Source organism: Allokutzneria albata (assembly GCF_900103775.1).
Lineage (GTDB): Bacteria > Actinomycetota > Actinomycetes > Mycobacteriales > Pseudonocardiaceae > Allokutzneria > Allokutzneria albata.
The window spans coordinates 3130157-3156405 of the sequence record NZ_LT629701.1 but is presented as its reverse complement, the minus strand read 5'-3'; the positions used below and the strand labels follow the sequence as shown (position 1 = coordinate 3156405).

General features: G+C 70.0%; 31 protein-coding genes. 12 read left to right on the top strand and 19 right to left on the bottom strand.

Annotated features, from left to right (window positions below):
• Positions 1 to 5: 5 nt before the first annotated feature.
• Positions 6 to 965: a methyltransferase gene (locus BLT28_RS14225; RefSeq protein ID WP_052407329.1), complete on the bottom strand. Its 960-nt coding sequence runs from the start codon at positions 963 to 965 to the stop codon at positions 6 to 8.
• Positions 966 to 1073: 108 nt separating this feature from the next.
• Between BLT28_RS14225 and BLT28_RS14220 the strand changes: the two genes are divergently transcribed.
• Positions 1074 to 1586 carry a GNAT family N-acetyltransferase gene (locus BLT28_RS14220; protein ID WP_030429624.1) on the top strand — a complete coding sequence of 171 codons (513 nt, stop codon included), beginning with the start codon at positions 1074 to 1076 and terminating at the stop codon, positions 1584 to 1586.
• Between the two features lie 32 nt (positions 1587 to 1618).
• Here the strand turns inward: BLT28_RS14220 and BLT28_RS14215 are convergent, their stop codons facing one another.
• Positions 1619 to 2737 (bottom strand): HNH endonuclease signature motif containing protein, encoded by a 1119-nt coding sequence (locus BLT28_RS14215; RefSeq protein ID WP_083383741.1) that lies wholly within the window; start codon positions 2735 to 2737, stop codon positions 1619 to 1621.
• Between the two features lie 304 nt (positions 2738 to 3041).
• A complete protein-coding gene (locus tag BLT28_RS14210; protein WP_030431182.1) occupies positions 3042 to 4025 on the bottom strand; it encodes a GlxA family transcriptional regulator in 984 nt (327 codons plus the stop codon).
• Between the two features lie 108 nt (positions 4026 to 4133).
• On the opposite strand from BLT28_RS14210, the gene BLT28_RS14205 reads away from it, so the two are divergent.
• Positions 4134 to 4724, top strand: a complete 591-nt coding sequence (locus BLT28_RS14205) for an isochorismatase family protein (RefSeq protein ID WP_030431183.1) — start codon at positions 4134 to 4136, stop codon at positions 4722 to 4724.
• Here BLT28_RS14205 and BLT28_RS14200 read toward each other — a convergent pair.
• Positions 4685 to 5218 (bottom strand): PaaI family thioesterase, encoded by a 534-nt coding sequence (locus BLT28_RS14200; protein WP_081900517.1) that lies wholly within the window; start codon positions 5216 to 5218, stop codon positions 4685 to 4687. The genes BLT28_RS14205 and BLT28_RS14200 overlap by 40 nt on opposite strands.
• Here BLT28_RS14200 and mmuM point away from each other — a divergent pair.
• The 3 genes from mmuM to BLT28_RS14185 are packed head-to-tail and all read left to right on the top strand — an operon-like array spanning position 5205 to position 7314.
• A complete protein-coding gene (mmuM, locus tag BLT28_RS14195; RefSeq protein ID WP_231950780.1) occupies positions 5205 to 6098 on the top strand; it encodes a homocysteine S-methyltransferase in 894 nt (297 codons plus the stop codon). The two genes, BLT28_RS14200 and mmuM, sit on opposite strands and share 14 nt — an antisense overlap.
• On the top strand, positions 6095 to 6613 hold the full coding sequence (locus tag BLT28_RS14190; RefSeq protein ID WP_052407655.1) for an AAA family ATPase: 519 nt from the start codon (positions 6095 to 6097) through the stop codon (positions 6611 to 6613). Before mmuM ends, BLT28_RS14190 begins: the two co-directional genes overlap by 4 nt.
• The gene (locus tag BLT28_RS14185; protein WP_030431187.1) at positions 6556 to 7314 is read left to right on the top strand and encodes a tRNA(His) guanylyltransferase Thg1 family protein; all 759 of its coding nucleotides are present in this window, start codon (positions 6556 to 6558) and stop codon (positions 7312 to 7314) included. Before BLT28_RS14190 ends, BLT28_RS14185 begins: the two co-directional genes overlap by 58 nt.
• Here BLT28_RS14185 and BLT28_RS14180 read toward each other — a convergent pair.
• Positions 7295 to 8119 carry a phytanoyl-CoA dioxygenase family protein gene (locus tag BLT28_RS14180; RefSeq protein ID WP_030431188.1) on the bottom strand — a complete coding sequence of 275 codons (825 nt, stop codon included), beginning with the start codon at positions 8117 to 8119 and terminating at the stop codon, positions 7295 to 7297. The genes BLT28_RS14185 and BLT28_RS14180 overlap by 20 nt on opposite strands.
• A gap of 65 nt (positions 8120 to 8184) precedes the next feature.
• Here BLT28_RS14180 and BLT28_RS14175 point away from each other — a divergent pair, with 65 nt between their 5' ends.
• On the top strand, positions 8185 to 8985 hold the full coding sequence (locus BLT28_RS14175; RefSeq protein WP_052407656.1) for an AraC family transcriptional regulator: 801 nt from the start codon (positions 8185 to 8187) through the stop codon (positions 8983 to 8985).
• On the opposite strand, the gene BLT28_RS14170 is transcribed toward BLT28_RS14175, so the two are convergent.
• The 3 genes from BLT28_RS14170 to BLT28_RS14160 form a co-directional block, all read right to left on the bottom strand.
• A complete protein-coding gene (locus BLT28_RS14170) occupies positions 8909 to 9307 on the bottom strand; it encodes a YybH family protein (protein WP_030431190.1) in 399 nt (132 codons plus the stop codon). The genes BLT28_RS14175 and BLT28_RS14170 overlap by 77 nt on opposite strands.
• 64 nt (positions 9308 to 9371) lie before the next feature.
• Positions 9372 to 10256, bottom strand: a complete 885-nt coding sequence (locus tag BLT28_RS14165) for a sigma-70 family RNA polymerase sigma factor (RefSeq protein ID WP_030431191.1) — start codon at positions 10254 to 10256, stop codon at positions 9372 to 9374.
• A gap of 9 nt (positions 10257 to 10265) precedes the next feature.
• Positions 10266 to 10877, bottom strand: coding sequence for a LysE family translocator (locus BLT28_RS14160; RefSeq protein WP_030431192.1), 612 nt, complete (start codon positions 10875 to 10877; stop codon positions 10266 to 10268).
• Positions 10878 to 10958: 81 nt separating this feature from the next.
• Between BLT28_RS14160 and BLT28_RS14155 the strand changes: the two genes are divergently transcribed.
• Both BLT28_RS14155 and BLT28_RS14150 read left to right on the top strand, forming a co-directional pair.
• Complete coding sequence (locus tag BLT28_RS14155; protein WP_030431193.1) at positions 10959 to 11411, top strand: Lrp/AsnC family transcriptional regulator; 453 nt, start codon at positions 10959 to 10961, stop codon at positions 11409 to 11411.
• 66 nt (positions 11412 to 11477) lie between these two features.
• On the top strand, positions 11478 to 12473 hold the full coding sequence (locus tag BLT28_RS14150) for a serine hydrolase domain-containing protein (RefSeq protein WP_052407657.1): 996 nt from the start codon (positions 11478 to 11480) through the stop codon (positions 12471 to 12473).
• On the opposite strand, the gene BLT28_RS14145 is transcribed toward BLT28_RS14150, so the two are convergent.
• Together BLT28_RS14145 and BLT28_RS14140 are read right to left on the bottom strand one after the other, a co-directional pair.
• Complete coding sequence (locus tag BLT28_RS14145; RefSeq protein WP_030431195.1) at positions 12457 to 13431, bottom strand: hypothetical protein; 975 nt, start codon at positions 13429 to 13431, stop codon at positions 12457 to 12459. The two genes, BLT28_RS14150 and BLT28_RS14145, sit on opposite strands and share 17 nt — an antisense overlap.
• Before the next feature lie 102 nt (positions 13432 to 13533).
• Entirely contained in the window at positions 13534 to 14010 is a 477-nt protein-coding gene (locus tag BLT28_RS14140) for a TspO/MBR family protein (protein WP_030431196.1), read from the bottom strand.
• 230 nt (positions 14011 to 14240) lie between these two features.
• Between BLT28_RS14140 and BLT28_RS14135 the strand changes: the two genes are divergently transcribed.
• Positions 14241 to 15611 (top strand): M28 family peptidase, encoded by a 1371-nt coding sequence (locus BLT28_RS14135; protein ID WP_030431197.1) that lies wholly within the window; start codon positions 14241 to 14243, stop codon positions 15609 to 15611.
• A 10-nt stretch (positions 15612 to 15621) separates the two neighbouring features.
• Here the strand turns inward: BLT28_RS14135 and BLT28_RS14130 are convergent, their stop codons facing one another.
• The 6 genes from BLT28_RS14130 to BLT28_RS14105 all read right to left on the bottom strand — a co-directional run bounded on the left by BLT28_RS14130 (position 15622) and on the right by BLT28_RS14105 (position 21230).
• Positions 15622 to 16608: a TAXI family TRAP transporter solute-binding subunit gene (locus tag BLT28_RS14130; protein ID WP_030431198.1), complete on the bottom strand. Its 987-nt coding sequence runs from the start codon at positions 16606 to 16608 to the stop codon at positions 15622 to 15624.
• Positions 16605 to 17996, bottom strand: a complete 1392-nt coding sequence (locus BLT28_RS14125; RefSeq protein ID WP_030431199.1) for a sensor histidine kinase — start codon at positions 17994 to 17996, stop codon at positions 16605 to 16607. Before BLT28_RS14125 ends, BLT28_RS14130 begins: the two co-directional genes overlap by 4 nt.
• 3 nt (positions 17997 to 17999) lie before the next feature.
• Positions 18000 to 18662 carry a response regulator transcription factor gene (locus tag BLT28_RS14120; RefSeq protein ID WP_030431200.1) on the bottom strand — a complete coding sequence of 221 codons (663 nt, stop codon included), beginning with the start codon at positions 18660 to 18662 and terminating at the stop codon, positions 18000 to 18002.
• Between the two features lie 15 nt (positions 18663 to 18677).
• Positions 18678 to 19220 (bottom strand): DUF4333 domain-containing protein, encoded by a 543-nt coding sequence (locus BLT28_RS14115; RefSeq protein WP_052407658.1) that lies wholly within the window; start codon positions 19218 to 19220, stop codon positions 18678 to 18680.
• A gap of 61 nt (positions 19221 to 19281) precedes the next feature.
• Positions 19282 to 20193: a hypothetical protein gene (locus BLT28_RS14110; protein WP_156051220.1), complete on the bottom strand. Its 912-nt coding sequence runs from the start codon at positions 20191 to 20193 to the stop codon at positions 19282 to 19284.
• Complete coding sequence (locus BLT28_RS14105; RefSeq protein WP_030431203.1) at positions 20190 to 21230, bottom strand: trypsin-like serine peptidase; 1041 nt, start codon at positions 21228 to 21230, stop codon at positions 20190 to 20192. Before BLT28_RS14105 ends, BLT28_RS14110 begins: the two co-directional genes overlap by 4 nt.
• Positions 21231 to 21555: 325 nt before the next feature.
• On the opposite strand from BLT28_RS14105, the gene BLT28_RS14100 reads away from it, so the two are divergent.
• The 3 genes from BLT28_RS14100 (at position 21556) to BLT28_RS42535 (ending at position 23577) form a co-directional block, all read left to right on the top strand.
• Positions 21556 to 22365 (top strand): helix-turn-helix transcriptional regulator, encoded by an 810-nt coding sequence (locus BLT28_RS14100; protein ID WP_030431204.1) that lies wholly within the window; start codon positions 21556 to 21558, stop codon positions 22363 to 22365.
• 36 nt (positions 22366 to 22401) lie between these two features.
• Positions 22402 to 23157: a phytanoyl-CoA dioxygenase family protein gene (locus BLT28_RS14095; RefSeq protein ID WP_052407659.1), complete on the top strand. Its 756-nt coding sequence runs from the start codon at positions 22402 to 22404 to the stop codon at positions 23155 to 23157.
• 294 nt (positions 23158 to 23451) lie between these two features.
• Positions 23452 to 23577 (top strand): hypothetical protein, encoded by a 126-nt coding sequence (locus BLT28_RS42535; RefSeq protein ID WP_269459651.1) that lies wholly within the window; start codon positions 23452 to 23454, stop codon positions 23575 to 23577.
• A 42-nt stretch (positions 23578 to 23619) separates the two neighbouring features.
• Here BLT28_RS42535 and BLT28_RS14090 read toward each other — a convergent pair whose 3' ends face one another.
• From BLT28_RS14090 to BLT28_RS14080, 3 genes are all read right to left on the bottom strand, one after another.
• Positions 23620 to 24945: an MFS transporter gene (locus BLT28_RS14090; RefSeq protein ID WP_030431206.1), complete on the bottom strand. Its 1326-nt coding sequence runs from the start codon at positions 24943 to 24945 to the stop codon at positions 23620 to 23622.
• 80 nt (positions 24946 to 25025) lie between these two features.
• Entirely contained in the window at positions 25026 to 25802 is a 777-nt protein-coding gene (locus BLT28_RS14085; protein WP_030431207.1) for an AAC(3) family N-acetyltransferase, read from the bottom strand.
• Between the two features lie 18 nt (positions 25803 to 25820).
• The gene (locus tag BLT28_RS14080) at positions 25821 to 26243 is read right to left on the bottom strand and encodes a hypothetical protein (protein WP_030431208.1); all 423 of its coding nucleotides are present in this window, start codon (positions 26241 to 26243) and stop codon (positions 25821 to 25823) included.
• Between the last annotated feature and the right edge of the window lie 6 nt (positions 26244 to 26249).

Sequence of the window (26249 nt, the reverse complement as noted above, 5' to 3'; positions counted from 1 at the left end):
CCACCTCAGCCGAACCGGAACTCCAGAAGGCAGCGTTGATCGGTCAGCGTGGTCACGGTGTCGAGGACCAGGCCGTGCGCGGCGCCGAGCGCGCGGAACTCGTCGACCCGGCGCTCACGGCCGCCGTAGAGCGCGAGCATCACGAGGTCCATCTCGGTGCTGGCGCGCAGCCCGCCGACGGGTTCGATCACGAGGACGCGTCCGGCGGGACGAGCGGCCTCGACGCAGCGGTCCAGGATGCGGTGGGCGTGCTCGTCGTCCCAGTCGTGCAGGATGTCGGCCAGCAGGTAGGCCTCCGCACCCGCCGGGAGCGGGTCGAAGAAGCTTCCCCCGGTCACCTCGGTGCGGTCGTCGAGGCCCTGCGAGCTGAAGGTGCGCCTGGCGTCGGCGGCGGTGGGTTCGAGATCGACGAGGTGGCCGCGCAGCCGAGGGTGCGCAGTGAGGATCGCCGCGAGCAGGCTGCCCTGACCGCCGCCGACATCGACGATGCCGGTGAACCTGGCCCAGTCGAAGCCGGCGACGATCTGCGGGATCTGCGCTCGGAACCGTTGCGTCATCTGCCGGTCGAAGGTCTCGCGGAGGTGCGGGTGCTCGGCGAGGTCGGCCCAGAAGTCCTTGCCGTAGCGGCGTGAGTAGGCCTCGCGACCCGTGGCGATGCTGTGGGCGAGCTCGACGAGCGCGAGTTCGGCGCGCCCGCCCGCCGACTCCAGGTGCAGGAGGTTGGCCAAGCCGTTGTCGGCGTCCACACCGAGGTTCGCGCCGAACTCCGTCGTGCGGTACCCGGCGGGGGTCCGCTCGATGATGCCGAGGGTCGTGAGATGGCCCAGCAACAGCTCCAGCGCCACGGGGGAGAGGTCGAGTTCGGCCGCGAGCTGGTCGGCCGAGGCGCTGTCGGCGATCAGCCGGTCCGGCAGGCCCAAGGTCACCGCGACCCGAAGAGCCATCGGCGTCGCGAGCCCGGCCATGCGAAGGAGCGTGCGCTTGTCGTCGTCTGCCACGAAGGTCCACTGTTGCAGGCGCGTCAACCGAGAAAACGGAGTGCGCGGGCGTGCGCGTCCAGCGATCATTCGGGCATGACAGCGACCGTGTCGAAGAAGAGGGCGTGGACCGTCGCCCCGGCCCCGGTGGACAGCCCGGAAGCCGTTGCGCTGTGGCGGGAGTACTACGTCGACGTCGCGGACCGCTATCGCCTGCTGCACTTCAACCGGCGCTCGACACCCGCCGAGCTTGAGGCGGAGCTGGCCGATTCCTCCGGTGACGATCTCGTCCCGCCCCAGGGCCTTCTCCTGCTGGGCAGGTACGGCGGCGAGCCCGCGGCCTGCGCCGGACTGCGGGCTTACGGCCCCGGTGTCGTCGAGCTGAAGCGTGTGTTCGTCCGCCCGGCGTGGCGCGGTACCGGCGGCGGAGCGTGCCTGCTGGCCGCGGTGGACGAGGTGGCGCGCGGCATGGGCGCGAAGCGGATCGTCCTCGACACGCGGCTGGATTTGGTCGAGGCGCGCGCCCTCTACGTCAAGCACGGGTACGCCGAGATCCCGGCCTACAACGACGGCGAGTACGCCGAAGTCTGGTACGGCAAGGACGTCTAGGTCGTGTCCTGCCGTCGGGAGTCATGCGCGCCCTAGAACGGCGCGGGTTCGGCGATGGGTTCGAGTTCGGTCTCGATCACCCTGCCACTCGGTGTGGTCCACGCATGCGTCCCGTCCGGCCGGTTCTCACACCGCCAACTGGAGTGGGTCTTCATCCGGTGATGGTGCCTGCACTTCGGGCGCAGATTCGCGACCGTGGTGTTGGTGCCATCGAAGGGACAACAATGATCCACGTCGCAACGGTGCGCCGGTTGGTTGCAGCCGACCATCGTGCAGGTCGGATACCGCGCGTTGATGAGTTCTCGCTGGGCTGGGGTAGGTCGGTAGGTGGTGATGTGCTCAGCCATCCCCGTCACCGGGTCAGTCAGGATGCGCTTCCAGATCCCATTCGCCGCCACATCCGCCACGATCGGCGCGGGCAGAGGGCCGTACCCGGCGAGCATCACCGGGTCCCGGGTCAAGCCCAGGATGTTCGTGATCGGCATCGTCAGGTTCACACACACCTCACCCTGCGGGGCGGGTGTTTCCTTCCCCATCAACAAATCCGCCGCGACATCGGACCGCTTCTGATCCAACGTGCGGTCATCCTTCGGCAACGCCCGCGCGATGCGGTCGATCCGATCGAAAGCCAAGGCCGCGTCGAGCGCGGGCAGGACGACGCGCAGCGAGCACATGCCGTCGTCGAGGTTGAACTTCTCCACCAACCGCTGCTTGCGCTTCTCCTCATGACGCCGCAACACCGCCTCGGCATCCAGCTTGAGGATGTAGCGCCGGGCATACCGCTGGGAGGCGGTGTAGTTGTGCGACGCCGCATGCGCAATCAACACCGGCTCGGCGATGGCCTGGTTGGCGGCGTCGAGGACACTGACCTGATCAATGATCATCAACGCCTTGCCCTCATCGATCCGCCCGTCCGCCAACGCTTCCAACACCGCCGGGTGCTCCACCAGCGACATCGCCCGGTCGATGAGCTTGTTGCCCTTGACCTGGGAAACATGCAGCAGCGGCATCAGGACATCCCCGGCGTACTGCTGCACTTGCGGGTCGAGGTCGTCATAGAGCTTCATCAGGGTTGAGGCGAAGTCCGCCACCGCACGCCCGATGGCGGCGTAGGCGGCGACGAGTTCGTCTTCGATATCGGCAGGGGCCATACTCCTATTTTAGCGTCTGCAAATAGTGGATCATGGCTCTACGGAGTGAACTTTCCCTTACACCCCAACGGTTTCAGCAAACGAAAGCCGGTTCCAGCTGGCGCGAGGTAAGGCTGGGACGGTCGGCTTTACCTGGGGTGCGCGTGCCATACGCTCGTCGGCGAGGGCCGGTTCCTGACCGTGTCCCGCCCGGCAGGCCCTCGGCACGCGCAAGGGGCCCCAGGTCAAGCCGGCCCCACGCTGGAACCAGCCGACCCACGCTGGTACCGGCGCAGGCGGGAAGCCCGGCCGAGCCCACCCAGCCCTAAGCCCGGAACCGCTTGCGGTACTCCGTCGGCGTCATCCCGAGCTGTCGTCGGAACGCGCGGATGAGCGTGTCGATCGTGTTGAAACCACACGCTGACGCGACGCGTTCGAGAGCGTCCTCTGTGGACTCAAGCCGGTTGCGCGCGGCCTCGACGCGCGCCGCTTCGAGGTAGGCGGCGGGCGTCGTGCCGAGTTCGGTCTTGAAGATCCGGGTGAGCTGCCGTTCGCTGACGTGCGCGTGCATGGCGAGGTCCGCGACGGTGAGCGGTTCGGCGATGTTGCGCGTGATGTGGTGGCGGAGATCCTCCACGCGCCGCGTCGTCGAGACGGGTTCGAGCGGGATGCTGAACTGGCTCTGCCCGCTCGGCCGCTTCAGGTACATCACCAGCTGCCGGGCCACGCCGAGCGCGACGGCCTCGCCGAAGTCCTCGGCCACGAGCGCGAGCGACAGGTCCAGGCACGCGCTGATGCCCGCGCCGGTCCACACGTCGCCTTCGCGGATGAAGATCGGGTCGGGGTCGACGTCGATCGACGGGTGCTCGGTGGCGAGCTGCCGCGCGGTGGACCAGTGGGTGGTGGCCCGCCTGCCGTCCAGCAGCCCGGCGGCCGCGAGGACGTGCGCGCCCACGCAGACGGAGGCGATCCGCCGCGTCCGGCCCGCGAGCACCCGCACCCGGTCGACCACGGCGGGATCGGTGACCGCGCGCACGCGGCGCTTCTCGTCGACGTCGACCGAGCCGGGCACGAGCAGCGTGTCGATCTTCCGCGTGGCCACCTCGTCGAAGGTGGCGTCGGGCAGGACTCGGACCCCGGCGGAGGTCGTCACCGGGTCCACGGTCTCGGCGGCCAGCACGACGCGGTAGCCCGGCGCCCCGCCCAACTCCCTGCGCAACAAGGAGAACACCTCCGGCGGCCCGGTGACGTCGAGCAGGTCGACGCCGTCGAACAGGACTATGACGACGAGCGGTTCGACGCGGCTCACGGCGGCTCCCACGAGGATGTCCGAATCTGCAAGTTGGACGTCATTGCCGACATCCACGGCCGATCGTAGCGTCGGTGGCGTCACGAACTCCCCGAGGAAAGGGCGCACATGCCTACGACGACCCTGCGCGAGCTGAACGGTCTCGACCAGACCCCGGCCTCCCTGGCCGCGGCGACCGTGGTCCTGGTCGACTACCAGAACACCTACACCCGCGGTGTGATGGAGCTGACCGGATGGGAGCCCGCGTTGGACGCGGCGGCGGAACTGCTTGCCGCGGCGAGGAAAGCCGGCGCGAAGGTCGTCCACGTCATCCACGACAGCGGTGAGGGCACTGCCTACGACATCCGAGCCGACATCGGCCGTATCCACCCGCGCGTGGCGCCGGTCGAGGGCGAACACGTCGTCGTCAAAGCGTTCCCCGACTCGTTCAGGGACACCGAGCTGGGCGAGCACGTCGACGCCGCCGGCAACGACGACGTCGTCATCGCCGGGTTCATGACCCACATGTGCGTGGCCGCCACCGCCGCGGGCGCTTTCCTGCGCGGCAACAAGGCGACGGTGGTCGCCGACGCCTGCGCGAGCCGGCCGCTGCGCACGGCCGTGTCCGAGGTGCCCGCCGAGCAGGTCCACCACGGGGCGCTGGCGATGATCACCGACCTCTACGGGGTGGTCGTGCCCTCCGTCGCGGCCTTGAGCTGAGCCTTGCTGGGCAGGAGCGCCGCGTGGGCCTGGGCGACGAGGTTGCCCTCGCCGTCGCGGACGCTGGCGTTGGCGAGCAGACGCGCTCGTCCGCTGTGCACGACCTCGGCCACGACCGCGTACGTCTCGCCGGGCCGCACCGCGCGCACGTAGTCCACCGCCAGGTTCAGCGTGCTCACCGGGTAGCAGCGCTCGCCGGTGCTGACCCCGGCACTGCAACAGGCCTCGTCCAGGACCATGGCGGTGTAGCCGCCGTGCACGGTTCCGACGACGTTGGCCAGCGTCTCGCCCGGCGTCCACTCCATCTCGACCAGGCCGTGGGCTGCCCGCGAGACGCGGAGGCCGACCTGCCCGTACTGGCTCGGGGGCGATGTCTCCTGCTCGGCCAACGCCTGCATCAGCTCCAAGCCGGTCGCTGACGCCCACAGGTCCAGTAGCGCCTTGTGCACGGCGGGCTCCTCCAAGTGGTTGCATGACGGGGTGGACTCGCTCATCGAAGCACTGAAGCGTCGTCCGGTGGTGCTCGACGGGGGCCTCTCGAACGAGCTGGCCGCCGCCGGGCACGACCTGTCGGACGAGCTGTGGTCGGCCCGGCTGCTGCACGACGACCCGGGCGCGATCACCTCCGCGCACCTGGCGTACTTCCGCGCCGGGGCGGAGGTCGTGATCACCGCCAGCTACCAGGCCACCGTCGAGGGTTTCGCCGCGCGCGGGCACGACAGGGACGAAGCGGAGGCGCTGCTGAAGCGGAGCGTCGCACTGGCGAGGGCAGCCGCGTCCGAAGTGGACGGTCCGCGCTGGGTGGCCGCGTCGGTCGGGCCGTACGGGGCGATGCTGGCGGACGGATCGGAGTACCGCGGGCGCTACGGGCTGACCGTCGACGAGCTGGAGCGGTTCCACCGGCCGAGGATGGAGGTCCTGGCGGAGGAGCGCCCCGATGTGTTAGCGCTGGAGACGATCCCCGACATCGACGAGGCGGAGGCCCTGCTGCGGATCGCCGACGACATCGGCGTTCCCGCCTGGCTGACCTACAGCGTCTCCGGCACGGCCACCAACGCCGGACAGCCGCTGGAGGAGGCCTTCGCGCTCATGGCGGGTTCGAGGGCGGTGATCGCGACCGGGGTCAACTGCTGCGAGCCGGCCGATGTGGCCGCAGCAGTGGAGATCGCCGCGCGGGGAAGCGGCAAACCCGTTGTGGCTTATCCGAATGGTGGTGGCGAATGGGATGGCGAGGCCAACATCTGGCGGGGTGATCCCGCCTTCGACGTGGCACGCGTTGCTCAGTGGGTCGAGGCCGGGGCGAGGCTGATCGGTGGGTGCTGCCGCGTCGGGCCCGCCGAGATCGCCCGGTTGGCCTCGGTGCTGCCGAGGTGACCGAGGTCGCGATCCTCATAGGACTCCAAGCCTCCGGTAAGACGAGCTTCTACCGCGCTGTCCTGGCCGCCACGCACGAGCACGTCAGCAAGGACGCCTTCCCGAACGCACGCCGTCGCCAGGCACGGCAGCTGCGGTTGATCGGCGAAGCGCTCGATGCCGGACGCGATGTCGTGGTCGACAACACCAATCCCTCCTCGGAGGAGTGGCAGCCGATCATGACGGTGGCTCGGGCGCGCGGGGCGCGGGTCGTCGGCTACTGGTTCCCGCCGGATCCCGTCGCGTCACTGGAGCGCAACGCCCTCAGGGACACCAAAACCCGCGTGCCCGACGTGGGGCTGTATGCCACGCTGAAGCGCCTGCGGCGTCCGCGGGCGGAGGACGGGTTCGACGAACTTCTCACCGTGCGGTTCGACGGCCGGGGCGGGTTCCACGTTGAGAGCTTCGAGGAGAGACGATGCACCGGGGTGAGTTCGAAGCCGGGCAACGCGCGCGGGAGTGGTTCCACGAGTTGACGGTGCCGCCCGGTGTGTGGACGGTCGTCCGGGTGGACGGCCGCGGGTTCTCACGCTTCACCGAACAGCACTTCGACAAGCCGTTCGACGCCGCCTTCTCCGGGCTCATGGTGGAGACCGCGCGAGCCATGCTGACGGAGTTCGACGCCCGCTACGTCTACACCGAGAGCGACGAGATCTCCGTTGTGCTCCAATCGGAACACGGCCTCTTCGGACGCGGCGTCGAGAAGATCGTGTCGATCACCGCAGGCGTCGCTTCGGCCGCGTTCACCCACGCCGCGGGCAGACCCGCGCACTTCGACAGCCGGGTGTGGATCGGCGCGGGCGTCGGCGATGTGATCGACTACGTCTCCTGGCGCCAGGCGGATGCCACGCGGTGCGCGCTGAACGGCTGGTGCTACTGGACACTCCGCAAGACGGGCGCGTCCCGGCGGGAGGCCGCGCAGCGCCTGCACGGAACGTCCGTGGCGGACAAGAATGAACTCCTGTTCCAGCACGGGATCAACTTCAACGAGGTGCCCGCGTGGCAACGCCGTGGCATCGGCCTGTGGTGGGAGGACGTCAGCCGCTCCGGTCACGATCCCGTGCGCGGCGTCGACGTCAACACGACCCGGCGGCAGGTGCACGTCGAACGCGACTTGCCCATGAAGGACGACTACCGCGCCCTGGTGGAGGAGCTGATCACTCGTGGGCGCGCGTGAGGGCGTGCTCGCCGGTGAGCGCGATCGAGCCGAGGTCGGTCCACTCCCCGCACGGCCCGCCGCCTTCGCTCACGTCCAGCTGGAGCGGCGCGCCGTCCATGCGCAGAGCGGGGTGGTAGTAGGCGGCGACCGTGCGCGCCTCGCCCTCGACGTAGTGCCCGATCAGCGCGCGCCGGAAGCGGTCCTCGGTGGTGTTGGGCGCACTGCCGTGAACGAGGGAACCGTTGAAGAACAACACATCCCCGGCGTCCATCTCCACCGGAACGGCGTCCGGGCCCACCGGCAGCGGCACGGTGACGTCGGTGAAGCTCTGCGTCGTGTCAGCCTTCTCGGTGCACAGGATCGGCCACCGGTGGCTGCCGGGCACGACGAGCATGCAGCCGTTGCCGACGTCGGCGCGCTCCAACGCCATCCACGCCGCGACGCAGGTCCCCGGCTCGGCCCGCAGGTAGAAGTTGTCCTGGTGCAGGGCCTGTCCGCGTGAGCCGGGCGGCTTGAAGTAGAGCATCGTCTGCACCGCGTACGGCTCCGCGCCGAGCAGGGCGACCAGCAGGCCGCGCAGGCGCGGGTCGAGCAACCAGCGCAGGCTCTCGTCGTCCCAGCGGTGCATCTGCGCCATCCGCGGGTAGCGGCGCAGCGGATCGCGTTCGCCCGCCTGGACACCGACGACGTCATCGGAGTAGGAGCGCCGCTTCCTGAGCGTCATGTAGTGCTCGCGCAACCGCTCCACCTCGTCGTGCCCGAACACGCCACGCGCGACGGCATACCCTTCCCGGTTGAACGCCAGCTTGAATGATTCGCTCATGCCATCAAGAATCGTGGTGGATTGTCGCTCCACGCCAGTCACTCGAAGCGCGAGGTGTTGTACTTATGACGCATCTGAACTCGCCGCCCACCTTCTGGCGCTGCGAGCCGTCCTGGTCGTGGCACTCACGCCCGCTCGGCGACCACCTGCTGTGGTGCGTGCTCGACGGCCGGGGGCACATGAGCCTCGGCGATCGGTGCAGCGAGCTGGAGCCGGGCTTCTGCGCGGTTTTCCGGCCCGGCGACGCGCCGATCGCCGGGCACAACCCCGGGCGCCGGTTGCTCGTCTTCGGCATGCACTTCGACACTGCGGAGGACATCGCCACCGATCCGCGGTGGGTGCAGCTGGGCGACCTGTCCCTGCTCACCTCGCTGGCCCGGCTCGCTGACCGCAGTCACCAGCGCGGCGACGCGCTCGGCACGCGACAGACCTTGCTGTGCTTGGAACAACTCGTCGCGCTGGTGCACGCCGAGCTGACCGCGCCGCCGCGCGAGAAGGTGGACCGCGTGCTCGACGAGATCACCGAGACCATCCGGCAGGACCCGCGCAGGCGGTGGTCGGTGACCGAACTCGCCGCGCGGGCCGCCCTTTCCCGGGCCCAGTTCACCCGCAGGTTCATCGCGCACACCGGGCTCACGCCGACCCGCTTCCAGATCAACGCCAGGATCGAGCGCGCGCACCACCTGCTGAGCGAGACCGGGATGTCAGTGACGCAGGTCGCCAGCGCGCTGGGCTACGCCGACCTCGCCTACTTCAGCCGCCAGTACCGGCAGCACACCGGGCACCCGCCTACGTGGTGTGCGGGAACGAGTGGTGTTCATGAGCCACCACCCACCGGTCCTGCTCCTTGCGCAGCCCCAGAGTGAGCCGGAGCCTGTTCTCCGGCTGTGCGGCGAGTTCGTCCGGCGTGCCGCACCGCAGCAGCGCGTGGGCGAACGCGACGTCCGTTCCGGCGGTGACGTCGAGGGAGACGATCTCGAACGACGCCCCCTGCGCCTGCCATTGGAAGAAGGGCGGCCACGTCGCGCGGTACGCGTCGATGCCGATGACTCCGTCATGGGGCGGCGGAACGTCGAACATCACGATGTCGTCGGTGTGATCGGCGAGGACTCGGTCAAGGTCGCCCGCGTGCACGGCTGCGGCCCACCGCTCGATCAGGTTCCGGATCTGCTGCTCGTCAGTACTCATCGCACTCCGTTCGTCGGTTGCTGTCACCCCTACAACCCGCGAACGCGGCCGAACTCATCGGAACTCAGCGAGAAAGTTCCGGAGGCAGGCCGAACAGGCTGAAGTCCGCGTCGAGGAACGAGACGACCGCGGCGATCCGGTCGCCGCGCACGGTCAGCAGGTCGAGCCCCATGGGCACGTAGACCGCTCCGTCCCACATGTGGGTGCCGAACGCGATCTGCCCGTTGGCCCGCGCGGGAAGGAAACGCCAGCGGTGAGTCAGCGGACCGTCGCGGAGGAAGTCCGTGATGGCGGCGTGCCCCTCGAACCACTCCGGCAGCGGAGGCATGGAGTACTCGGCGTCCTCGGTCAGCAACTCCACGATCGCCGCGACATCGCCGTTTTCCCAAGCTGCCAAGTACTTCTCGCCCAGCTCGCGGACGCGGTCCTCGCCGAGGGAACGCAACGTCGCCTGCTGGCTCATCTCCGCGCGCCGCGTGCCGAGGACTGCCCGAGCGCGTTGCAACGCGCTGTTGACGGACGCGACGGTCGTGTCCAGCAGCTCGGCGACTTCGCGCGCGGAGAAACCGAGGACTTCCCGCAGGAGGAGAACGGCCCGCTGGCGCCCGCCCAGGTGCTGGAGCGCCACAACGAAGGCGAGTTCCACGCTTTCCCTTGCGGCGTAAAGGTTCTCCGGTGAAAGTAGATCGTCCGGGAAGGGCGCGATCGACTCGGCGGGGACCTCACGCCGCGCGCGTCCCTCGATCAAGGTCAGGCACCGATTGGTGGCGATCTTGTACAGCCACGCCCGGGCCGAACCGCGGTCGTCGAAGCGGTCCAGCGACCGCCACGCGCGGACCAACGCCTCCTGCAGCGCGTCCTCGGCGTCGTGCAGCGAGCCCAGCATGCGGTAGCAGTGCGCGCGCAGCTCGGCCCGATAGGGCTCGACCAGCTCCTCGAACTCGGCCACGGCCCGAAACTACTGGTTCACCAGCAGCAGCACACCGATCAGCACCATGGCCGCGCCGGAGATCCGGCTGACCACGCGCGCGGCGGCCGGCCTCGCCCGCAGGACCGCACGGGCCAGCACTCCGACGCACAGGTAGACCGCGGCACAGGTCAGGGTGTGCACCACGCCGAGGGTGCCGATCTGCGCCGCGAGCGGCCAGCCCCACGCCGGGTTGGTGAACTGCGGCAGCAGGGCGAGGAAGAGCAGCAGCGCCTTCGGGTTGAGCCCGCTGATCCCCGCGCCCTTGAGCACCCGCGTCAGCCACGTCGCCCCGCCCGCCGGGTCCACGTCGGCGCCGGGAACGGCTGGGCGGGCGAGCGTCGTCACGCCGATCCACACCAGGTACAGCGCGCCCACGGAGGTCAGTGCCGTGAGCACGAACGGGGTGCTCGCCACGATCGCGGCGACCCCGGCCGCGACCACCGCGGTGAGCCCGACGTAGCCGAGGAGCAGCCCGCCCACCGCTGGCACCACCGAGCGGTCCTGGAGCCCGGCGGAGATCGTGTACGCCCAGTCCGCCCCCGGCACGAGGACGAGCAGGACGGACACCGCCCAGAACGCGGTGACGGAGCTGATGGCCATGGGAGGAGATTAAGTCGGCGCCGCCCAAAGGTGTTTCCAACTATTGTCGCTGATCAGTGCTGTGGTGGAAGAATCTTCCCCATGGACGACGTTGACAGGAAGATTCTTGCTGAGCTGCAGGACAACGGGCGGCTGACGGTCACGGAGCTGGCCGCGCGGGTGCGGCTCAGCCTGTCGCCGTGCCACCGCAGGCTCCGCGAGCTGGAGCGGAGCGGGGCGATCCGCGGGTACCGGGCGATCCTGGACGCCGGGGTGGTCGGGCTGGCGTTCCAGGCGCTCGTGTTCGTCACCATGCGCCAGGAGGACCGCGACACCGTCGCCGCGTTCGAGCAGGCGCTCGTGGACATCCCGCACGTGCTGCAGGCGCAGCGGCTCTTCGGCGACCCCGACTACCTGCTGCGCATCGCCACCGCGGACCTTGAGGCGTTCCAGCGGCTCTACGACGAGAAGCTGGCGACGCTGCCCGGGGTGCAGCGGCTCAGCTCGACCCTGGTGATGAAGCACGTCGTGAACGAGCGCGCGCTTCCCCTGTAGCGTTCGCGCCCAGTCATTGCAATGATTAGTTGAAAGAGTACGAAACGCAACGTAGTTTCGTGCGCTGTGACCACGATCCAGGAAGTACTCGACCGGGCCGTGACCGAGGGCGGCGTGCCCGGAATCCTCGCCGAGGTGCACGACGGCGACCGGCGGTGGTTCGGCACGGCAGGGGTGGCCGACACCGCCACAGGAGCCCCGCGCCTGCCCGAGCACCGGTTCCGCATCGGCAGCACCACCAAGACCTTCGTGGCGACGGTGCTCCTGCAACTCGTCGCAGAGGGACGGCTGTGCCTCGACGACGCCGTCGAGCGATGGGTGCCTGGCGTGGGGGAGTGGACCTCCGTGCGGCAGTTGCTCAACAACACCAGCGGGATCTTCAGCTACACCGACGACCATGCCGCTCTCGGGCAGCACGAGCACTACACGCCCGACATGCTGGTGAAGATCGCGATGTCGCGTCCCGCCGACTTCGCGCCCGGCACGAGCTGGGGCTACTCGAACACGAACTACGTGCTCGCCGGGATGGTCGTCGAGCGGGTCACCGGCGCGCGGCTGGCGGAGGAGATCGCCGGGCGTTTCGGCCTGCCCGGGACCTACCTGCCGGAGGACGAGGCGATCCGCGGGCCGCACTCGCGGCACTACACCAAGCTCTACGACCCCGACCCGAACGCTCCGATCCACGACGTGACCGAGCTGGACCCCAGCCCGTTCTGGGCCGCGGGAGCCATGATCTCCACGGCGGGCGAGCTGAACAGGTTCTTCGGCGATCTGCTCGGCGGGCGGCTGCTCCCGCCCGGGCTGATGCGGGAGATGACCTCGACGGTGCCGACGAAGGACTGGATCGACGGCACCGCCTACGGCCTCGGCCTGGTCGAGCTGCGGCTGCCGTCCGGGGTGGCGGTGTGGGGCATGGCGGGCGCGATCTTCGGGTCCTGGACGTACACCTTCGGCTCCCGGGACGGCTCGCACCTGGTCAGCGCCAACATCAACGGGGACTGGTCCGACGCGACCGGCATCCTCGACGGCCTGCTCGAAGCCGAGTTCAGTCCCACTCGGTGAGCAACCGCCGCGCCGACCCGCCGATCGGTCCGACGGCGTCCGCCAGCGTCGCCGCATCGGGCAGGCGCGCGCTCACGATCGCGGCCACGGCCTGGCCCGCGTCGGCGATCGTGGAGGAGCAGACCGCCCGCAGGTAGTCCGGCACGCTGAGCGCGGGGTCGGTGCAGCCCACGAGCGGCGTACCGACCGCCGCGATCAACGGGAACACCGTGCCGGGGATGCCGATCGCGGCCTCCGCCCTGGCCGAGGCCGCGAGCGAGCTGACCGAGCTGATCTCGTACTTCTCCCAGAGCCGCCGGTTTTCACGCGGGTGCAGGCCGACCAGGACGCGCTTGCCCGCCGCGGCGAGCCGTTCGGTCGCGGCGAGCAGGAGCTCCGTTCCGGGTGCCGCGCTGCCCGTGCCGTCCGGGTGCGTGACGCTGGTGAGGACCAGCACGAGGTCCTTCTCCGGAACGCGCTGCGGGAGGTCGTCGGTCTGCGGCGAGCCCACGACCTCGATGCGCCGCTTCGTGCCCAGGTACGCGCCGAACGCCCGCGCCTCGGCGGGCGAGGACGCCGTGATCACCCGCAGCCGGGGACGGATCTCCTTGGCCCGCGGCGCCTCCACCGGCACCTGGTAGGCGAGCGCGCGCGCGGCCACCCGCGTCCTGCGGAACCGCGCGACACAGTCCGCCGGCCAATCCCCGGCCCCCGTGACGACGAGCAGATCGGCACGGGGCGCGTCCGCCGGCGTCGCCACCGGCACTGGGTCGCCGGGAGTGACCTTCGCGTAGTCCGGCACCAGCTGCGTCAGCCGCCACCCGTGCCGCGCCGCCTCCGCCAGCAAGGGCTTGACGTGGTAGGTCGCCCAGGGCTCGTTGGTGGCGACCAGGATCCGGCGACCTCGCGCCGACCCACCTCCCAGGGCGACCGCGAGGGCGCCGCCGAGCACCGTGCGCCGCGACAACAGGCTCTTCATGGCGCGCACGATAAGCGCCCACACCGAACACGAGGTGAACAACCACGGTGGGCATTCGCCCTCACCCGAACAGCTGCGGGGGCGGTCGCCGGCCGCACGCGGTCAGTTGAGGATGATGACGGCGAGGTTGAGCGCGGTGGTGTAGATCAGCCACAGCAGGTAGATGACCTGGAAGAGCGCTGCGAGGCGCGAGCGGAGGAAGAACAGCCAGGCGGTCACGAGCACGACCAGGTCCAGCGCCAGGAGGTCCAGCAGCGCGTAGTCACCCGTCCCGATGTCGAAGAACAGCGGGACCCACAGCGCGTTGAGCACGAGGCCGACGCCGTAGACGGCGACGGCGGCCTTGGAGCCGCCCGCCCGCCAGTACAGCCAGCCGGAGAGGGCGATCAGCACGTACATGACCGTCCACACAGGACCGAACGACCACACGGGCGGGGCCCAGTCCGGCAGGCGCAGCACGGCGTAGGTCTCCTTCGCGCCACTGCCGAAGGAGGCTCCGATCACCGCGACGATCCCGACCGCGGTGCCGAACCCGGCCAGCGCGAAAGGCAGGGACGGGGCTCGAATGGGGGTGGCCATGCTCGCCTTCGTTCACTCGGTGGCTGAGTGACCCGATGGTAGAGCCTTCCGCCGGAGGGCTGCTGCCTGGACAACATGGTTCCGGCCCAGCAGCAGGCGGCTCCGTTCGGAGCAGCGCTGGCGTGCGGTCGCGCGCTGCTGCAAAAGGCCGTTGGCAGGGCCGAATCCGGAACATACGGTCACGGGAACCGGCCCTGTCCCGGGGCTGGTCTGGGGAAAGGACGTCCACCATGGCCGTGCGCCGCCGTGACCTTCTCGCGAGTGCCGCAGCGTTAGCCGGGTTCGCCACCGTGGGGCTGTTGCCGGGGACCGCCGCCGCCGTCACCCGCCAGCGCCCCGGTGCCCAGCTGCCGCCGTCACTGGCGATCGGGGACCGCGCCGTCGTGGCCAGGGCCAGCGCCCGGCGCGCCCTGGAACACCTCGAAGTGCTCAGCAACGAGATCGGCCCGCGCATCGGTGGCACCCCGTCCGAGCGTCGGGCGGCCGACTACGTCGCAGGCGTGCTGCGCAGGCTCCGCTACGACGTGACGCTGCAGCCGTTCCCGGTCGCCGACAAGTACCTCGCCGACATCTCCGTGGTCGGCGACCGCGGGCCGAAGTGGCAGACCGGTGCCTCGCCCCAGGGCAAGCTCGACGTGACGGTCTCCGGCGCGGTGGTCGACATCGGCAAGGGCACCCCGGAGGAGCTGGCGCACGTGCGCGGCCAGATCGCCTTCGTGCCGGACTCGCAGACCAACAGCACCGTGCCCCAGCTCGCGGTGGAGGCGGGCGCCATCGCCGTCCTGCTGGCCCGCAAGGGCACACCTGAGCGCAAGCTCGGCGCGTTCACCCCCACCCTGCCCGCGCCGCTGCCCGTGCCGGTGCTGGGCCTCGCGCAGATCCAGGGCGAGCGGCTGGGACAGCGGTTGGCGGCGGGCCCGGTGCGGCTGAGCCTGACCGCGACCCACCACAAGAACCTGACCTCCTACAACGTGCTCGCGGAGCGCCCGGCGACCCTGCCGAACCCGGAGGGCAAGGTCGTGATGATCAGCGCCCACTACGACAGCGTGCCCGGCTCGCCCGGCGCCAACGACGACGGCAGCGGGACCGCGCTCTGCCTGGAGCTCGCCAGGGTGCTGCGCCACCTGCCGACGCAGCAGGCGGTCCGGTTCGCGCTGTGGGGTTCGGAGGAGCAGGGCCTGATCGGCTCGCGGCACTACGTCAAGCAGCTCTCCGACGCCGAGGCCAAGCGCATCACGGGCTGCTTCCAGAACGACATGGTCGCCACGAGCTGGGACCCGGCCGTCGTGTACTGGCTGCTGTCTGTCGACGGCGGCAACAACAACACCACCAGCGCGGTGGCGGGCGCCGCACAGCGGCTCGGCTACCAGCCCAGGACGAAGGGCCCGGTGGCGCGCGGTTCTAGTGACCACGTGCCGTTCCACGAGCGGGGGATCGCCTCGGCGAACTTCAGCTGGCGCGGCGAGACCGGCCCGGCGCTGCTGGAGCCGACCTACCACACGCCCGAGGACACGATCGCCGCGAACGTCAGCAGCGAGCGCCTTCAGGTCTCCCTCGAACTGATCGGATCGGCCGCCTACGAGCTGGCCAGAAATCGTTGACGCAGTACCGCTATCCATGTAGTTCGCGGTAGACGGCGGCGGCTCCCGGGTGCAACGGGATGCCCGCCGTCGCGATCAGCGCGCGCACGTCGAGGAACTGCGCGCCCAGGGCCTCTTGGGGCACAAGGCGATCGGCCCGTTCGGCGAGCACGGTGGTGACCTCGGCGGCGATGTCGTCCGGCAGGTCGGGCAGGCACACGACGAGGTTCGCCACGCCGACGGTGGGCAGCGACCGCACGGACTTGTAGCCACCGGCGGGCACGGAGACCTGCTCGTAGACCGGGCCGTGCGCGGCGCGCAGCTTCGGGTAGACGTCGTCGAGGGGCAGCAGTCGCACGCCCACGCGCTCGTCCAACTCGGCGATCGCGGGCGTGGGCACCCCGCCGGACCAGACCAGCGCGTCGACCTCGCGCCGTTCGAGAGCGGTCAGCGCCTCGGCCAGCCGCAGCTGCCGCCTCCGCAGGTCGGTCAGCTCCGCGACGGCCGCGAGCCTGGTCGCCAGCAGCGAGGCGCCCGAGCCAGGCGCACCCATGGACACGTTGCGCCCCTTGAGGTCCGCGACCCGGTGGACGGGGGAGTCGGCGCGCACCACGACCTGGAGGTAGTTCTCGTAGATCCGGCCGAGCGCCCGCAGCTGTGTCGCGAAGCTGAACGGCGGCCGCCCGGTGGCAGCGGCCTCGGCGGCATCGGCATGGGTGAGCGCGAGGTCGGCACCGCGTACCGAAGACCCGGTTGCGGGGTCGAGCATCGACGCAGAGAGCAACTCGATGTTGGCCACGCTGGCCTGTGTGGTCAGGGCTTCGGCCCGCAGCAGCGGCTGCGCTTCCCGGATCTGCTCGGCCAGCCGCTCCGCGAACGCCAGGTACGGCCCGCCCGGCTCGCCCGCGGCGATCTTCAGGTCCCGCGCGGCACCCCGGTAGCCGGAGTCGGTGCAGGCCACCCCGAGCGCGCCGACCAGCCCGCCGAGCATCAGCCCTCGCCTGCTCACGCGCGTCATTCCGGAACCCCCGGCAGCTCCAGCCGGACGCAGAGCCCGGTGGGCGTGGCGCGTGTGACGGTCAGCTCGCCGTCGCGCGCGCGGGCGAGCTGGTCCGCGATCGCCAGGCCCAGACCGGTGCCGCGGCTGCTCTGGTGTCGCGTGGAGCGCCAGAACCGTTCTGTTGCGAGGGAGATCTCCTCATCGGTCAGCCCGGGGCCGTCGTCGCGGACCTCCAGGTGCACCGCCGAGCCGGAGCGGGCGTGCCGCACGCGCACCGTGCTGCCCTCGCCCGCGTACTTGATCGCGTTGTCCAGCAGCACGTCGAGCACCTGGGCCAGTTCGCCCTCCTCGCACCCCGCCAGGAGCGGCTGCTCCTCCGGTTCCGGAGCCGCCAGGCTGACCCCGGCGTGCTCCGCGGCAGCGTGCCAGGCGTCGAGCCGATCGGCGACGACGAGCGCGACATCGCAGCTCGGAGCGTCCTCCGTGGACATGGCAATGGTCGCGGCCTTGTTCTCCGCGCCCGCCAAGGCGAGCAGACTGTCCAAAAGGGACTCCAAACGCTCGACCTCGCCGACGACCGACTGGTACGCGCGCTCGGCGCCCGGATTCAGCGCGCCTTCGAGACCGTCCACCCGCAGCCGCAGCGCCGCCATCGGGTTGCGCAGCTGGTGCGATGCCTCCGCGACCAGCCTGCGTTGCCGCTCAAGGGAATCCGTCACCGCGTCGGACATCCGGTTGAACGAGCCTGCCAGTGAGCGCAGCTCGGCCGGCCCGCGCACCTCCACGTGCGCCCTGGGCTCGCCGGATGCGACCGCGTGCACGCCGCGCTCCAGTTCCCGCAACGGGCGCAGCACCCAGCGCGCCAATCCCGATGCCAGCGCGCCGAAAGCCACTGTCGCGGCCACCGCGCCGGCCAGGACGACCGCCCAGCGCTGGGCCACGTCGTTGGCGGCGGAGGTGACGGAAGCCCGCAGCACCACCGCTCCGGTCACCCGCGTCCCGGTACCTGCCGGGCGCGCCAACAACAGCGGTTCACGGGACCACGGGCGCAGGTCGGGAGTGCCGCGCCACCGCTGGTTGCGCAGCGCCGCGTCCACCAGCGCGCGCACTCCGGTGTCCTGCAGGGACATCCCCGCCTGCACGACGAGACGACCCCTGCCGTCGACCACGAGCAGCCCCTCGCCGTACAACTCGATGTAGCGACTCGCCTCCGCCAGGAGTTGGCCGGTGTCGCCCGAACCGTCGGCCTGCTCGGTCAGCGTGGCGAACCGGTCGAGGTCGGCGGTGCGGTCGAACACGAGTCGTTGGGTGCGCTCAGCCGACGTGCTGAGCAGCAACGGGACCGCGAAGGCCGCCACCACCGCGACCGAGAACCCCAGCAGCACCAGGAGCAGGCGGGTGCGCACCGGCTACGCCTCCAAGCGGTAGCCGAACCCGCGGATCGTGGTGAGCAGGCCGGGCCTGCCGAGTTTGGCCCGCAACTGGGTCATGTGCACGTCCAGCGAGCGGGACACCGCGACGAACGCGTCACCCCAGACCTCGTCCATCAGCTGCTGGCGGCTCACCGCGGTGCCCGCGCGGGCGGCGAGCACGGCGAGCAGGTCGAACTCCTTGGCGGTCAAGGAAACCGGCTCACCGCCGACGGTCACCGAACGCGCCCGCACATCGATGTCCACATCGGACACGCGGACCACGTCGTCCTGCGCGGCACCGCGCGCGGCGGCGGCTCTCCGCGTGACCACGTCCATCCTGGCCAGCAGTTCCGCCAGCCGCACCGGCTTGACCAGGTAGTCGTCCGCACCCAGCCGCAGCCCGCGGACCACGGAGCGCTCGTCACCGCGCGCGGTGAGGACGACGACCGGGGTGTCGGCGACCTGGCGCAGCTTGCGCAGCACGTCCATGCCGTCGCCGTCCGGCAGCCCGAGGTCCAGCAGCACCACGTCCGCGCCGCGGTGCGCGATCAGCGCGTCGGAGCCCCGGGCGACCCGGGTGGGCGTGTGGCCGTGCGCGCTCAGGACCTCCAACAGGGCCTCGGCGACCCCGTCGTCGTCCTCGACCAGCAACACGCGCACGGCCGTCCCGCCTGCTTACTTGGGCTGTCCGACGGTGTACAGGCCCTGATCGTTGTCCACCTTGATGGTGGAGATCTTCTGCTTGCCGTCGATGGTCACCTTGCACTGGAACTGCGAGCCCGCGGCGATCTTGTTCCGCGTGCCGCAGTCGATCGCGCCGATCTTGGCCTCGGCCACGCCGAAGTCCTTGGTCAGCACGCCCTTCACGCCGTTCTTCAGCGCGTTGTCGTCGAAGACGTTGGTGGTGAAGAAGCCCATGAAGTACAGCGCCACGGCGGCACCGGCCAGCACGACGACGGCGCCGATGCCGATGAACATGCCCTTCTTGCTCTTCTTCTCCTTGGCGGGCGCGGGCGCCTGGCTCGCACCGCCCCAGCCCCCGCCGGGCTGACCCGGGTGGCCGGGGTGCTGCTGCGGGAACTGGCCGGGCGGCGGGCCCTGCGGCGGACGCGGGCCACCGGGGCCGGGGCCGAAGCCCGGCTGCGGGCCGGTGGGCGGGCCCTGACGCGGGAACTGGCCGGGCTGCTGGGGCGGGTAGGGGCCCTGTGGAGTGGTCATCGCTGCGCTACCTCGTCAACTCGGTGCTGCTGGTCTGCCGGACGGTGAGTGCTGGCGCCGGTCACCGCGAGGCGACCTTGTCCAGGAACTCCTTGCGCGCGGCCTCGGAACCGAGCGCGGTGACGTCGAAGTCCGAAGGGGCCGGGGGGAAGTCCTTCGCCGTGGCCTTGCCGGTGACGTCGTAGGCGACGACGATGTCCAGCTTCTTGCCCTCCTTCTCCAGGACCCCGTTCATGGTGATCGACTTGAAGTCACCGTTGGGCGCCACGGAGATGTTGGTGGGGATGAAGGAGTCCAGCAGCGACTGCGGGAACTGCTTGCGGATCTCCTCGGGGAAGAACATCACCCGGCCGTCGATGAACCCCTTGAGCGTCACGGCGGTCTCCAGCACCATGCCGCCGTCGGGCTGCTCCTTGACCCGCTTGAACACGTTCTGCGCGTTCTTCTGCGTCAGCTTGATCGCGTCCTGCATGGCGCAGACGGTCTGGATGCCGGTGACCAGGCAGACGTTGAACCCGTTCTTCGGGGTGAACGTCGGGTAGGACACCCACGGCGTCGGCGCGAGGTCCTTGAACCGCGTGCCCAGCAGCGCGTAGTCCCGCTCCGAGCCGCTGGGGTGGTAGACGTCGTAGTTGTCGTCGGCACCCTTCCTGGTGCGGGACTTGGTGGAGATCGCGGGCGGCTCCGGCTTGCCCTTGTCCGCGGCCTGGTACCAGAGGACGTCGATCTCCTTCTGCGCCGACTTCCCACCGAAGGAGGCCAGCGTGGAGACCGTCGACTTCTGGTCCCTCGGCTTGGTGAACTGCTCGTTGAGCTTGGCGTAGGCCTCGTCGAAGCGCGCCGCGTTGTAGGCGGTGACCTCGGCGTCGTCGGCCCGCGCGGTCGGGTTCGGCTTCGCCCCGCAGCCCGCGAGCACGGTCAGCCCCGCCGCCAGCGCGATCAGCCTGAGGTAGCGGTTGTTGGTCATCGTCATGCCCCCGAGTCGGCGCGCTTGTACAGGTCGTAGGCGATCTTCCCCATGAGCGACCCGTTGGACGTGCTGCCGTTGCCGGTGGAGTGCGACGAGATCATGTACCCGGCCCCGGTGGAGTCGTCGAAGTGGGTGAACCAGCCACCGCCCGAGCACCCGGGAGTCATCCTGCAGGGGATGGAGATCGTGTTGGTCACGCGACTGTTCTCGGTGTAGGTCGGCGAGGAGCACGAGCGCATCGTCGTGCCGTCGAAGGGCGGCGCGCTCGGGTAACCGATGGTGCGGATGCTGTCGGCTTTAGCGTCGAAGGCGATGCCCTGGCCACCCACGGCGTCCTTGATGGTCCTGCCGCCGAGAGGACGCATCCGCAGGAAGGCGGAGTCGTACGACCAGCCCGAGCCGCTCGTCCCGCCCGCGCCGGACCTGGCGCCGGTGGTGAACTGGGTGGGCGCGTAGATCATCTCCGCGGTCCACCGGCCGTACGGTGACGAGCCGTTGGTGTCACCGGGGATGAACATGACGTTGTCCGCCCACTCCTTGCCGTCCTGGGTGTCCCAGATGCAGTGGGCCGCGGTGGCGACGATCGTCCCGGAAGTCGAGTTGACCACCTGCGCGGAGCAGACGAAGTTCTGGTTGCCGTAGGACGTGTACAGCCGGCCGTTCGTGCTGGCGCTGAGCCCCGCGCGTGACCAGACGGCTCCGCTGTTGTCCGCCGGCTGCGGCTTGGGGCTGCGAACCGGTCCCGACGTCGGGTGGATGACCACGCCGACGGGTTCGTCCTTGGGCACGTCGGTGGCCGAGCCGGGCTGCGTGTCGCGCGGCTTGGCGTTCTTCATCCGGTCGCTGTTCCAGTAGTCGTTGACCTGCTGCGGGCTACTGGTGAAGACCTTGCGGAGGTCGCTCTGCTTGGTGTTGCCGAGCTCGTCCTCGATGTTGCGCGTCGACGGACCGGCTTTCGGTGTGCCCGGATGGGCCACCGTGCACGCGCCCAGCGCGGTGATCGCGGCCAGTACCGCGATCGCGGTACGCAGGTGTCGCATCTATCCCCCAGCTCGACTCATGTCGTTGCTCACTGCGATGAGGCAGGTTAGCGCCCCGTCCGCACAGCTCACCCGGCGTGTCGGAACAAGCCGCCCGCGGGCAGGCTAGTACCGCGTTCACCCGGACGGCGCACGGAGGCCCCAACCTCACCCGAGAAGGGCACCGTGTCTGACGCGGCGCGCTGCCCTGCGGTTTCCTCGCGCTCGACCGGTTCCGGGGCAGCCCGCACCGTCGAGGTGGTCCGTCGCCCACCCGTGCGAGTGCCGCGGCACCGTGACCAAGTCGTTGCCCGAGGTGCGGCTCTAGGCTGGCGAGGTGAGTGCCGTGTGGACGATCAGATACGCGACCGTCGCGCCCGGCGACCCGTACCACGCACGGTTGATCGACATGCCCCGGCACCGGGTCGAGCGGCACACCCACCACGACTTCGTCGAGTTGATGTACGTGCTGGCCGACGGCGGCGTGCACGTGCTGGACGAGCAGCCGGAGCGGATGGTGCGCGACACCCTCTACCTGCTGCACCCCGGCGAGGCGCACTCGGTGTACACAGAGGACACGCTGAGCTACGTCAACATCGCCATCCCGGTCGCGACCTGGGGTTCGCTGCTGGACGTGTCCGGCCTGTCCGGCTCGGTCGGCGCCAAGGTGCACGTCCGCTCGCCCGAGGTGGCCGAGGTGTTCACCGGCCTCGTCCGCTCCGGTGAGCGCGATCCGGCCGGACTCGACCTGCTGCGCTTCGCCGCGGTGGTGCTGCCGCTGTTCGCCGGGCACCCCGCCACCACCGTGCTGCCGGACTGGCTGCGCGAGGCGTGCTCCGGCTTCGACCGCAACCAGGACCGGTGGAGCGAGGGCGTCTCGCTGCTGCTCGACCTCGCCGCCGTCAGCCACGGCCACCTCGACCGCAGCATGCGCCGGTTCCTCGGGAGCACACCGTCGCAGTGGGTCGAGAGACGTCGCATGCGGCTGGCCCGGCAACTGCTGGCCGGGACGGACTCCCAGATTTCCGTCATCGCTCTGAAGTGCGGATACAGCAGTGTCACGTACTTCTCGCGGCGCTTCGCGATGGTGCACGGCGTCCGGCCGAGCGAGTATCGGGGGAGGTCAAGAAAAGTCGGATTCCCGCGCAACTGGTGACACACGGAAGCGCGCGGCTTCGCCAGCATCGTCGGCATGACCTACACCGCCCAGGTGCTGTCCTATGAGGACGAAGGGTACGCGGTTTTCCGCGACGTCCTCGACCCTTCACTCATGGCTGAAGTCCGGTCCCACGTCGAGTGGCTGCACCGCGAACACCCCGGCCGCCGGGGCGAGCAGTTGTCCCACGAACTGGTGGCGGCCGACCCGTTCTGGATCCGTCTCGTCAGCGACGACCGCCTGCTCGACATCGCCTCGGCGTTCCTCGGCGACGACCTCGCGCTGTTCGCCTCGCACTACATCAGCAAACCGCCGTACTCCGGACAACCCGTGCTGTGGCACCAGGACGGCGCGTTCTGGCCGCTCGACCCGATGCGCGTGATCACGCTGTGGCTCGCCGTCGACGAGTCCACCCCGGAGAACGGGTGCCTGCGCGTGATCCCCGGCTCCCACCGGATGGACCTCGGTGCCACCAGGGAGCGCGCCGACGTCGACAACGTGCTCGGCGCGGAGACCACCCTCGACGTCGACGAGTCACAGGCCGTCGACCTCCTGCTGCGGCCGGGCGACGTCGAGGTGCACCACCCGCACATCGTGCACGGCAGCAACGCCAACACCTCGCCGAAGCGCAGGTGCGGGCTGACCATTCGTTACATACCAACGTCTACGCGGATCACCAGCGAGGAACAGCCGTTTCCCAGCGCTGTGCATCTTCGAGGGGAGCTCGGGGTGAACGTTTACCAGTCTCGGCCAGTCGTACCGGCGCGGTGGGCTTGGGAGGGTGGGGCGTAGTTCTCCTGGCGTGGGCTGGGCTGGCGTGGGCTGGGCTTCCAGGCGGCCTGCGACGCCGGAGTCATCCCGATCGTCCTCGGTGGCGACAGCGAACCTCTCGACTACGGGCGGGAACGGCGCCTCGCTTCACCTGCGCAGCGCCGGGCCCTTGCCATACGGGACAAGGGGTGTGCGTTCCCGGGGTGTGATCGGCCTCCGGCGTGGACGGAGGCCCGCCATGTATGGCAGTGGATCGACGGCGGGCCGACCGACCTGACCAACCTCGTGCTGCTGTGTGTGCACCACCATCACGTGGTGCACGAAGGAGATTGGGAGATCGTCTTCGAGCACGGGATACCGAGTTTCATCCCGCCCCGGTGGGTGGATCCGGAGCAGAAACCGGTGCGCAACGTCCGGGTGGAACTCCCGCTCCGGTTGTAGCCCCCTGCGCCGGAACGCAAGGGGCACAACCGAACGGAGGCGTTACTTCTCCAGCGGGGAGTCCTTCGAGGTCTCCCGCATGGTGCCGTACACGATCAACGACACCAGGATGCAGCCGGAGACGTAGTAGAAGTACGCCGACTCGTAGCCGATGTCCTTGAGCCAGAAGGCGATCAGCTCGGCGGTGCCGCCGAAGATCGCCACCGTCAGGGCGTACGGCAGGCCGACGCCGAGCGCGCGGATGTTGGTGGGGAACAGCTCGGCCTTCACGATGGCGTTGATCGAGGTGTAGCCGGTGACGATGACCAGACCGGCCAGCATCAGGAAGAACGCGCCCACGGGCGAGCTGGTGCCGCCGAGCACGGTCATCAGCGGGACGGTGAACAGGGTGCCGGTCACGCCGAAGAACAGCAGCAGCGGGCGGCGCCCCACGCGGTCGGACAGGCGACCGGCCAGCGGCTGCAGGATCACGAAGACCAACAGGGCGAAGAAGTTGATCCACGCGGCGTCGGGCTTGGAGATGCCGCCGGTGTTGATCATGAACTTCTGGAGGTAGGTGGTGTAGGTGTAGAACGCGACGGTGCCACCGAGGGTCAGGCCGACGACGAGGGCGACCTCCTTGGGGTGGGCCAGCAGGGCGCGCAGCGTGCCGCGCGAGCCGGGCTTGCCCTTCTCCTCCGATGCGACCTTGGTGAAGCTTTCCGACTCCTCCATGCTGCGCCGCAACCACATCACCACGACGGCGCCGGTCGCGCCGATGACGAAGGCGATCCGCCAGCCCCACGAGGACATCTGCTGCTCGGTCAGCAGCTGCTGCAGCACGATCTGCACGCCCAGCGCGAGCAGCTGCCCGGCGGTCAGGGTGACGTACTGGAAGCTGGAGTAGAACCCGCGCTTGCCGGGCGAGGCCACCTCGGAGAGGTACGTGGCCGACGTGGCGTACTCGCCGCCCACCGACAGGCCCTGCAGCAGCCGGGCCGCGACGAGCAGGATCGGGGCGAACACGCCGATCGTCGCGTAGGACGGGGTCAGCGCGATCATGAGCGAACCCGCGGCCATCAACGTGACCGACAGGGTCAGCGCGGCGCGCCTGCCGTAGCGGTCGGCGTAGCGGCCGAGCATCCACCCGCCGAGCGGCCGCATCAGGAAGCCGACGGCGAAGACGGCGGCGGTGTTCAGCAGTTCGGCGGTGGCGTTGCCCTTGGGGAAGAAAGCGCCGGAGAAGTAGATCGCGAACGCTGTGTAGGCGTACCAGTCGTACCACTCGACGAGGTTTCCGATGGAACCCCGGATCACGTTCCCGACGACCCGGCGCTCACTGTGGCGGGGGTCGCCCGGCTGCGCCGACGGGCGAACGTCAACTGACATCTGGCCTCCTCATGACTGCGATCACAGTCAGGGCGCAGACCGGGCCCGGGCAAGACGAGCGAGCCAGAGTTAACCGTTCCTTAGGGATGTCGCGCGGAGCGCCGGGCGTCGTCGCAGTCCTCGCACCCGGAGCCCTCGGCGCACAGGAAACGCAGCGGATCGGCGGTCAGCCGGGGGACCACGGTGCGCACGAGGTCACGGGCTGCGAACAGCCGGGCCTCGGCGTTGCCGACACGGCCCTCGCGCTGCGCCCCGTCTTCCCGGAGCCAGTCGTCGGCGGCGGAAAAGCCCTGGCAGCAGTGGTCGGGCTCGGTGACGAGGACCTCGCGCACCTCGTCGCCGTCGCGGACGAGGGCCCGGTCCAGCGCCTGGTAGGGCACGCCGGCCAGGTCCTCGGCGAGGTGCATCGTGGTGTTCGCGTCGTGGCCGACGCCCAGCAGCAACACCGAACCGCCCAGCTCGTGGACCCGCCCGACCGGGCTGTCCTCGCCGTGCGGCGGGGAGAGCGGCTGCGGCGCGACGATCCGCTGCGCGTACCGGCCGACCGCGGCGAACGTCGACGTCGGGTGGTCGCCGCGGAGCACGCCCGGCTGCCGCCAGAACGTCTCCGCGACGACACCCATGTCCCTGGTCGGGCTCTGCCGCGGGTCGTACGGTTCGGGGTTCTCGCCGCCGGTCATCGAGGGCATGACGAGCGTCCCGGAACTCCCGAGCGCCGTGCGCAGCGCGGTGATCACGCCGAGCGGTCCGCCCTCGACCGGTCGGATCGCGCGGAACGAGGAGTGCACGACCAGCACGTCACCCTCTCGGACACCGAGTTCCCGCAGTTGCCCGGTGAGGTGCTGCACAGAGGTCACAGGACCAGTGAAGCAGGTTCAGGAACCGACCCGGAGCATGCCTTTGGTGTACTGCCCGGCGCCGCCGGTGTGCCAGTGGATGTGCACGGCACCCCTCAACCCCTTGTAGGCGGCTCCGCTGGAGATCGTGTGCTCCTTCCCGCGGCAGTCCGCCGCGAACGTGTTGCGGCCAGCGAAGGCCCCGACGACGTTGATCACCGTGGTCCTGTTGAGGACGCCCTCGCAGCGGTAGGTGATGGTCCCCTTGTGCTGCCAGCTGCACGTGCGGGCGCCGTCCTTGTAGTTCTTCGAGGAACCGAGGTTCCAGGTCAGCGGGAACTTGTTCGCCGGGATGAGCTCGCTGTAGTGCGGACACAGGTAGGCGGGGGCGGCTTCGGCCCGCGTGGGCGCGACGACGAAGGCCGCCGCGACGACGGTCAGTGCGAGATGAACGAGGCGCATGCCCCC